General features: G+C 42.1%; 9 protein-coding genes. 3 read left to right on the forward strand and 6 right to left on the reverse strand.

Annotated features, from left to right (window positions below; genetic code table 11):
- The first annotated feature begins 11 nt into the window (after positions 1-11).
- Complete coding sequence (gene recA / locus RMO55_RS06860) at positions 12-1,094, forward strand: recombinase RecA (RefSeq protein ID WP_310425256.1); 1,083 nt, start codon at positions 12-14, stop codon at positions 1,092-1,094.
- Positions 1,095-1,168: 74 nt separating this feature from the next.
- Here the strand turns inward: recA and RMO55_RS06865 are convergent, their stop codons facing one another.
- Together RMO55_RS06865 and RMO55_RS06870 are read right to left on the reverse strand one after the other, a co-directional pair.
- On the reverse strand, positions 1,169-1,819 hold the full coding sequence (locus RMO55_RS06865) for a response regulator transcription factor (protein ID WP_310425234.1): 651 nt from the start codon (positions 1,817-1,819) through the stop codon (positions 1,169-1,171).
- Between the two features lie 129 nt (positions 1,820-1,948).
- Positions 1,949-2,515 carry an ATP-binding protein gene (locus RMO55_RS06870; RefSeq protein WP_310425237.1) on the reverse strand — a complete coding sequence of 189 codons (567 nt, stop codon included), beginning with the start codon at positions 2,513-2,515 and terminating at the stop codon, positions 1,949-1,951.
- Positions 2,516-2,876: 361 nt separating this feature from the next.
- Between RMO55_RS06870 and RMO55_RS06875 the strand changes: the two genes are divergently transcribed.
- Entirely contained in the window at positions 2,877-3,353 is a 477-nt protein-coding gene (locus tag RMO55_RS06875) for a fasciclin domain-containing protein (protein WP_310425240.1), read from the forward strand.
- 57 nt (positions 3,354-3,410) lie between these two features.
- Here RMO55_RS06875 and RMO55_RS06880 read toward each other — a convergent pair whose 3' ends face one another.
- From RMO55_RS06880 to RMO55_RS06895, 4 genes are all read right to left on the reverse strand, one after another.
- Positions 3,411-3,719, reverse strand: coding sequence for a DUF2288 domain-containing protein (locus tag RMO55_RS06880; protein ID WP_310425242.1), 309 nt, complete (start codon positions 3,717-3,719; stop codon positions 3,411-3,413).
- Between the two features lie 58 nt (positions 3,720-3,777).
- A complete protein-coding gene (locus tag RMO55_RS06885; RefSeq protein ID WP_310425244.1) occupies positions 3,778-4,416 on the reverse strand; it encodes a lysophospholipid acyltransferase family protein in 639 nt (212 codons plus the stop codon).
- 472 nt (positions 4,417-4,888) lie between these two features.
- Complete coding sequence (locus RMO55_RS06890) at positions 4,889-5,062, reverse strand: hypothetical protein (RefSeq protein WP_310425247.1); 174 nt, start codon at positions 5,060-5,062, stop codon at positions 4,889-4,891.
- Positions 5,063-5,205: 143 nt separating this feature from the next.
- Positions 5,206-6,180, reverse strand: a complete 975-nt coding sequence (locus RMO55_RS06895) for an aromatic ring-hydroxylating dioxygenase subunit alpha (RefSeq protein ID WP_310425251.1) — start codon at positions 6,178-6,180, stop codon at positions 5,206-5,208.
- A 108-nt stretch (positions 6,181-6,288) separates the two neighbouring features.
- On the opposite strand from RMO55_RS06895, the gene RMO55_RS06900 reads away from it, so the two are divergent.
- The coding region (locus RMO55_RS06900) for a cytochrome b/b6 domain-containing protein (RefSeq protein ID WP_310425254.1) at positions 6,289-6,749 on the forward strand (461 nt) is incomplete at its 3' end.

Consider the following 6,749-nt stretch of genomic DNA (forward strand, 5'->3'; position numbering starts at 1 on the left):
CCCCTAATTTAATGGCAACCCAAATCACAAATAGCCCAGACAGACAAAAAGCCCTCAATTTAGTCCTCAACCAGATCGAGAAATCTTTTGGGAAAGGGGCGATTATGCGTCTTGGTGATGCTACTCGGATGCGGGTAGAGACCATTTCGAGTGGCGCAATGACGTTGGATATTGCCTTGGGTGGCGGTTTACCCAAAGGTAGAGTCATTGAAATTTATGGCCCAGAAAGTTCGGGTAAAACAACCCTCGCACTCCACGCAATTTCGGAAATCCAGAAAGCGGGCGGAGTAGCCGCCTTTGTTGATGCCGAACACGCGCTAGATCCGACCTATTCTGCGGCTCTAGGTGTAGATATCAATAATCTGCTCGTTTCCCAACCTGACTCTGGCGAAGCTGCCTTAGAAATTGTCGATCAATTAGTCCGTTCGGCTGCTGTTGATATCGTCGTAATTGACTCTGTAGCTGCATTGGTACCGCGCGCCGAAATCGAAGGTGATATGGGAGACTCTCATATGGGTTTACAAGCGCGGTTAATGAGCCAAGCCTTGCGGAAAATTACTGGGAGTATTTCCAAATCTGGTTGTACGGTAATTTTTATCAACCAACTGCGTCAAAAAATCGGTGTGACTTATGGTAGCCCCGAAACCACTACTGGTGGTACCGCACTCAAATTTTATGCATCGGTACGATTGGATATTCGCCGGATTCAAACCCTCAAACGCGCGAATGAGGGCGAATATGGTAATCGGGTGAAAGTCAAAGTTGCTAAAAATAAAGTCGCCCCACCGTTCCGCATTGCGGAGTTCGATATTATCTTTGGGAAAGGTATTTCAACGGTTGGTTGTTTGGTAGATCTCGCCGAAGAAACTGGGATTATCACTCGTCGTGGTGCTTGGTACAGCTATGAAGGCGATAATCTCGCTCAAGGGCGCGATAATACTGTCAAGTATATGGAAGACAATAAGGAATTTGTCGCAAAAGTCCAACAGCAGGTATTAGACAAGCTAAATACTGGTGTACCAGTATCTGCGAATACGCTCAAACAAGCGGAGGAAGAAGACGATGATGATGATGACACTGATGCTCCCGAATAAGCTCGTGTAGCTGTCAAAATTAGGGGTAGGGGTAATCCATAAATTACCCCTACCCCTAATTTTTCTGTTTGATTTTAGGCGATCAAATTCTGTTGTAGAGCAAAAATTGCAGCTTGAGTTCGATCGCGGACATTTAACTTTTTTAAAATAGCATGAACGTGAACCCTCACTGTGCCAGCGGTAATAAATAGCATCTGGGCAATCTGTTGATTGGTTCGACCTTGAGCAATTAAGGTCAACACCTCCAATTCACGCTTAGTTAACTGCAATTCATCCACTACAGATGACAATTGCTCGACTTGGTTGATTGCAGCATAGATCTGATAGCTGGCATTAGGGTCCCACCAGGTGGCACCTGTCGAGATCGATCGAATTGCCAATACCAATTTTTCGGCATCAATTCCCTTTTGACAGTAGCCCTTTGCTCCTGCTTCAATTAGTGTCAGCACTAGATTTTTTTCTGGATGAGAAGTTAAAATTAGGACTGGTAAATTGGGATAAAATTGCTGAAATTGACGACAAGTTTCAATTCCATCCCATCCAGGTAAAACTAGGTCTAGGATAACAATATCAAAAGCTTGTTGTCTGGCTAAATCGAATCCAGTTTCGCCATCTGCAGCTTCTACAACTAGTTCGACACTAGACTCTTGCTGAAGACAGGTCAGCAGCCCCAACCGAAATAGTTCATCATCTTCAACCAGTAATATCTTCAATAAATTCGACATTTTTTGAATTTTTGATAGGCAAGCTAAAACAAAACTTAGCACCTTGGGGGAATACAGATTTTGCGCAGATTCCCCCCCATGTGCTTCAACTATTTGACGCGATAAATGTAGTCCTAATCTAGATCCTTTCTATTGATTCTGAGCCTGATAAAATCTGTCGAATATGAATGGTAAATCGGCTAAAGCTATTCCCAAGCATCGATCTAAGATTCCCACGACATACTGACGATCTCGACCATCAATTGTGACATCGATCTGTCCACCATGAGGTGAATGATAAATAGCATTACTCAGTAAGTTACTAAATACTCTACTTAATTGCAATCGATCGCCAGTCAATTCAGCTTGTCGATCTGTTGGCTCATCACACTTTAAATTGAACGTAATCTGACGTTCTAATCCTAAAATTGCCACAGCATCGATCGCTTCTGTCGCGATCGATCGTAACTCGAGCGGTTCATGAAATATAAAATCAAATAAGGTCAGAAATACACAGATTCTTGTCAGTATTAATGTGGTAGCTATGTTCTTTAGTGTTGACACACCATTTTTAGTCAACCGACCAGCAGTTCGCAAGATCGGAATCACATATAAATGTCCTAATACATATTCAAGCGGAGCCGTCAATTCTGCTAGAAAAATTAGAACATAGCAGATCCCGATTGACGATTTAGTATATATAAAAGGGGTTGCCATATTAATACACCATTAAATACTTGATCTGGCAATAAAATAGCAATCAATCTTATAGACAATTGATATATATTAGCTTAAATAAGTTCAATCTAAATCTAACAGCACTTCCGGCTGTCGTGAGGTACATTTTTTATTCTTAACCTACTCACTGACTAACTTTCAGAGATTAGACTGTAACTCATTGTTGGAAGTGCTGTATTGTCTAGCGTTGTAAAGTCGATCGGATGTTTATTTAACTCATCAACGTAACTCAGATAGAGTAATAATACCAGATAAACAATCGATATAGATAGAGTAGTATAACTTCGATCTAAACACTATTCTATACCTTGTCAGCATCGATTCGATCGTCATAGCATCTATGAATATTACTCTCTCGTGGCATCAGTGTGTGCCCGATCTTTTGCTCTATATGGCAAATATTCTTAATACGATTCTCAATGCCAGAGAACTTTCAATTTTTGCTACCTCCCTAAAAGTTACCAGTCTAGATAAAATTTTAGATGATAGTTGTGACTTTACAATATTTGCACCTAATAATCTGGCATTTTCGCAGCTATCTAGAGTGAATTTAAACTTCCTAACGCAGGATATATCACTGCTAACGACAGTATTGAGTCTTCATATCATACCTGGAAAGCTTGGATATAAAGATCTATTAAAAAAGTGCGAACTAGGGCAACAAATAATTTCGATCGTATCAATAGATGGTTCGACGATCGATATTGATTTGAGTGATGGAATCAAAATTGGTAAATCAACAGTTTTATCAACAGATGCTTCTGCTAAAAATGGTATTGTTTATGCGATCGATCGAGTGATTACACCAGCATCATAAAATTAATTAGTTCGATCGAGAAACATCCACATTAGGCTATTTCAGTACATTATTGACCTAGACTCCCGTGCTTATTGCCAGTTCTTTTACTAAAATATAAGGCTGGATAATCATTGCTTGAAATTTCTGGTGAGGATTAGCATTCCAGCGGTTTAAAATTTCTGGAGATGGTTTGACGAGCAGTTGTTCGCTAATCCAATGTTGGACTGACTGAGTGTTATCGCTAGAGATAGCGACACCAACATCCAAAAGATCGAGTTCGGGCACGACAATAATTACCGCATCTTTTTGGATGTGTGGTTTCAACCATTCTAATTCAGCTTCGTCAATCAGTGCGCTCAGTTGCTCCCGCAGATTTTCTGTCATTATTTCGACCGATAGATGATATTTGTGTGGTTAATTTTACCATTAATCTGAGACTGAATTATCGACCTAAATCGTGCAACTCGTTGATTTTAGTTGTACATAAATCGGTGACTCGATCGAGTTCCGATCTTTTTGTCGAAGTTGGTGGCAAAATTAATTCACCAATTCGCACTGTCACCGGAGTAGCTTGGGGGTATTTTTTACCTTTTTGCTCGATCAGATGAGTTCCCCACAAACAGACAGGTAGTAAGGGTACTTGCGCCTTCGCCGCAATCAACGCCGCACCTGGTTGGGGATTTACTACTTTTCCGTCGGGTGTGCGTGTACCAGATAGAAAAATCCCCGCCCCCCAACCCTGTTCGAGGTAAGCTAATGCTGTGCGGATCGTCGTTCGATCGACCGCACCCCGTTTGACGGGATAAGCACCATATAATTTAATGGCATTTTTCAATACTGGCACTTCAAACAGTTCTTCTTTTGCCATGTATGATACTGGACGCAGCACTGCAGCCGACAACAAGGGCGGATCGAAGTTACTACCATGATTGCTCACCACCACGAATCCACCAGATTTGGGGATATGTTCTGTACCTTCTACTTTGCCGTTGAGATACCAGTAGAAGAAGGGATTGATTAATGACTGTTTAAAGGCGTGGTAGAAAACAAGATTGATAAATGGTTCGCGAGATCTGGACATGGAATTTAGTTGAAAGTTGAAAGTTGCGGCTCGCGCTCCTCGGGTTTCCCGTAAGCGTAGCGTCTCCGCAGGAGAGGGTTTCCCGAGACAAGACAGAAAGTTGAAATCGGGAATACCATTATACTTTGCACGGTCGCAAGATGTGAGACTAAGAACGCTTAGAAATTGAACTTTTCAGAATTACGCTACATCCCCGACTGTCTTGTCTCACCTTTTTTGACAACTGGGCGGGAGACCCGTCCAGTGGGGAATCCGTCTTTAAGGTGAGCCGCTGTCTTGTCTTGACGCGCATCTTTTTAAGACAAGCGCGCCGCGCAGAGCAACAGTAAAAGTCGGCGTTGCTGAATTAAGGTATGAAAACGTAGGTAGGGGCAATTCATGAATTGCCCCTACCTACGTTTTTGGAGATCTAAACGGTCGATTATCCTACTTGCATTCAGCAACGCCAAAAAGTCCACTCAAGTGAATTGACTCACAAAACAAAAACTTTCGATCGAGGTTCATCCAATTTAACTGCACTTTGCACGAGTACGGTGTCCCAATGAGCGTCTATGCCCATTGCTACTACTCTTGGTTGTGGTTTGATTTGAACGCTCCAGGATAGTGAGAATGTAATGGCGATCGCCAAAATAATTTTTTCAAGCATACTCACTTACCCTCCTCGGTCTACATATTGACTACTTACCTTAGTTGTCTGCTTATAACCCAATTATGACATGAAGAATAGATCTAACTGTAACCTCGGTCACTAAAATATAAGTTTCCCAGCATTTCTACACAAAATTAGTTCTAATTCTTAATCAAAATTTGCTGACGCAGTTTTCGGTATTGCAACTGTAGGGCATCTGCGGGTACATACAGTTCGGCATTAAGATCGGTGGGGATGAGCTGTGGGCGTTGGGATTCGACAATTGGTTTGTCTTGCTCGAAAATTTTAATCGTGCGGTTGTAAGTATCTCGATCTGCCCATTTACCTGTAAAAAAGTTGCGAAAATTCATCCATTTACTCACTGTGGTGTGGAGATCGATGGGCACATGAGCAGTCCAAATTGTTAATTGTCCAAATGGCAGATAAATGTCGAGAAATGATAAGTTGGGGAGGAAAAACCCCATGCGTGTTTTCACTAGTTCGCGTTTGTCTTTTACCAAGAACTTCCATAAACCTTTGGGTGGTGTCGCAGCTATCCGCACTATCGCACTAGCACCTCCAGCATAATTCTCAACTACTAAATCTTCAAATCCTGGCAGATTAGGATCGCCAAACGCTCTCGCATGTACGAAAGGTGCGTGGGCAAAATCTAAGATATTTTCGAGTACGCGCTCGTAATTAGCATTGCAATGAAACTTCCCTTGAATCGCCCTAAAACCGTTAGATTCAACCTGAGGGAAGTTGGGGATAGATGGTAGTTCGCATGGCTCTCCATCGCCCAGGAATAGCCAAATCCAACCATATTTCTCCCGTACTGGGTAAGTGGTTATTTTGGCTTGTTTGGGAATGGTGGCTGTAGGTGACTGTGAGGGAATTTTGACACAAGTACCGTCGGGTTGATATTCCCAACCATGATACGGGCAGATAATACAGTTTTTAGCCACGTAACCCTGAGCCAGTGCCGCACCGCGATGAACGCAAGCATTATTCATCGCTTGAATTTGACCATCTGTAGTGCGATACAATACCAGCTCTCGATTGAGAATTTTCAGCAATTTAGGGTTGGTAGCGATCTCGTTACTAAATTCGACGGCATACCACAAGTTTTTGAACATCTTAATCGAAATAGTGGATCGTCGATAGTGGATAGTGGATAGTAGATGGGAGTCATCACAATTTTTGCCTCACCCCTCTCTCTGATTTTAGGATGGCTATAGATGCAAGTGACGACAACTAAAAAATTACCAATCGGACAACCGGCGATCGTCAGGATCTTCCATTGGGTTAATATTATTAGTCTATTTGGAATGGTCGCTAGTGGTTTACAAATTTATAATGCAAATCCCGTATTTGGCGGACGAGATGGACTACATATACCCTGGCTAATTACACTCGGTGGCTGGTTAGCTGGGGGACGTAATTGGCATTTTGCTTTGATGTGGGTTTATGCTTTAAATCTACTAGGTTATGGCATATATATCTTTTGGACGCGACGATGGCGCGATCGATTTGTGAGATCTCAGGATGTCAAAGCTTTACAAGCTAGCACCAATCCCAAACGACGATCGTATGCTTGGCATCGGATTGTTTACACCAGTATTATTCCAATTTTACTACTAGCGATCGTCAGTGGTTTATCGATGTATCAACCAGTTCAATTTTATTGGCTGGCTAATTTATTTGG

It is taken from the genome of Chamaesiphon sp. VAR_48_metabat_135_sub (assembly GCF_031418915.1).
GTDB lineage: Bacteria > Cyanobacteriota > Cyanobacteriia > Cyanobacteriales > Chamaesiphonaceae > Chamaesiphon.

Bases quoted from the DNA above. Each gene is read 5' to 3' on its own strand.
- RMO55_RS06875 (WP_310425240.1), top strand. From the start codon at position 2,877: ATGAATATTACTCTCTCGTGGCATCAGTGTGTGCCCGATCTTTTGCTC.
- RMO55_RS06870 (WP_310425237.1), bottom strand. From the start codon at position 2,515: ATGGCAACCCCTTTTATATATACTAAATCGTCAATCGGGATCTGCTAT.
- RMO55_RS06895 (WP_310425251.1), bottom strand. From the start codon at position 6,180: ATGTTCAAAAACTTGTGGTATGCCGTCGAATTTAGTAACGAGATCGCT.
- RMO55_RS06885 (WP_310425244.1), bottom strand. From the start codon at position 4,416: ATGTCCAGATCTCGCGAACCATTTATCAATCTTGTTTTCTACCACGCC.
- RMO55_RS06880 (WP_310425242.1), bottom strand. From the start codon at position 3,719: ATGACAGAAAATCTGCGGGAGCAACTGAGCGCACTGATTGACGAAGCT.
- RMO55_RS06865 (WP_310425234.1), bottom strand. From the start codon at position 1,819: ATGTCGAATTTATTGAAGATATTACTGGTTGAAGATGATGAACTATTT.
- RMO55_RS06890 (WP_310425247.1), bottom strand. From the start codon at position 5,062: ATGCTTGAAAAAATTATTTTGGCGATCGCCATTACATTCTCACTATCC.
- recA (WP_310425256.1), top strand. From the start codon at position 12: ATGGCAACCCAAATCACAAATAGCCCAGACAGACAAAAAGCCCTCAAT.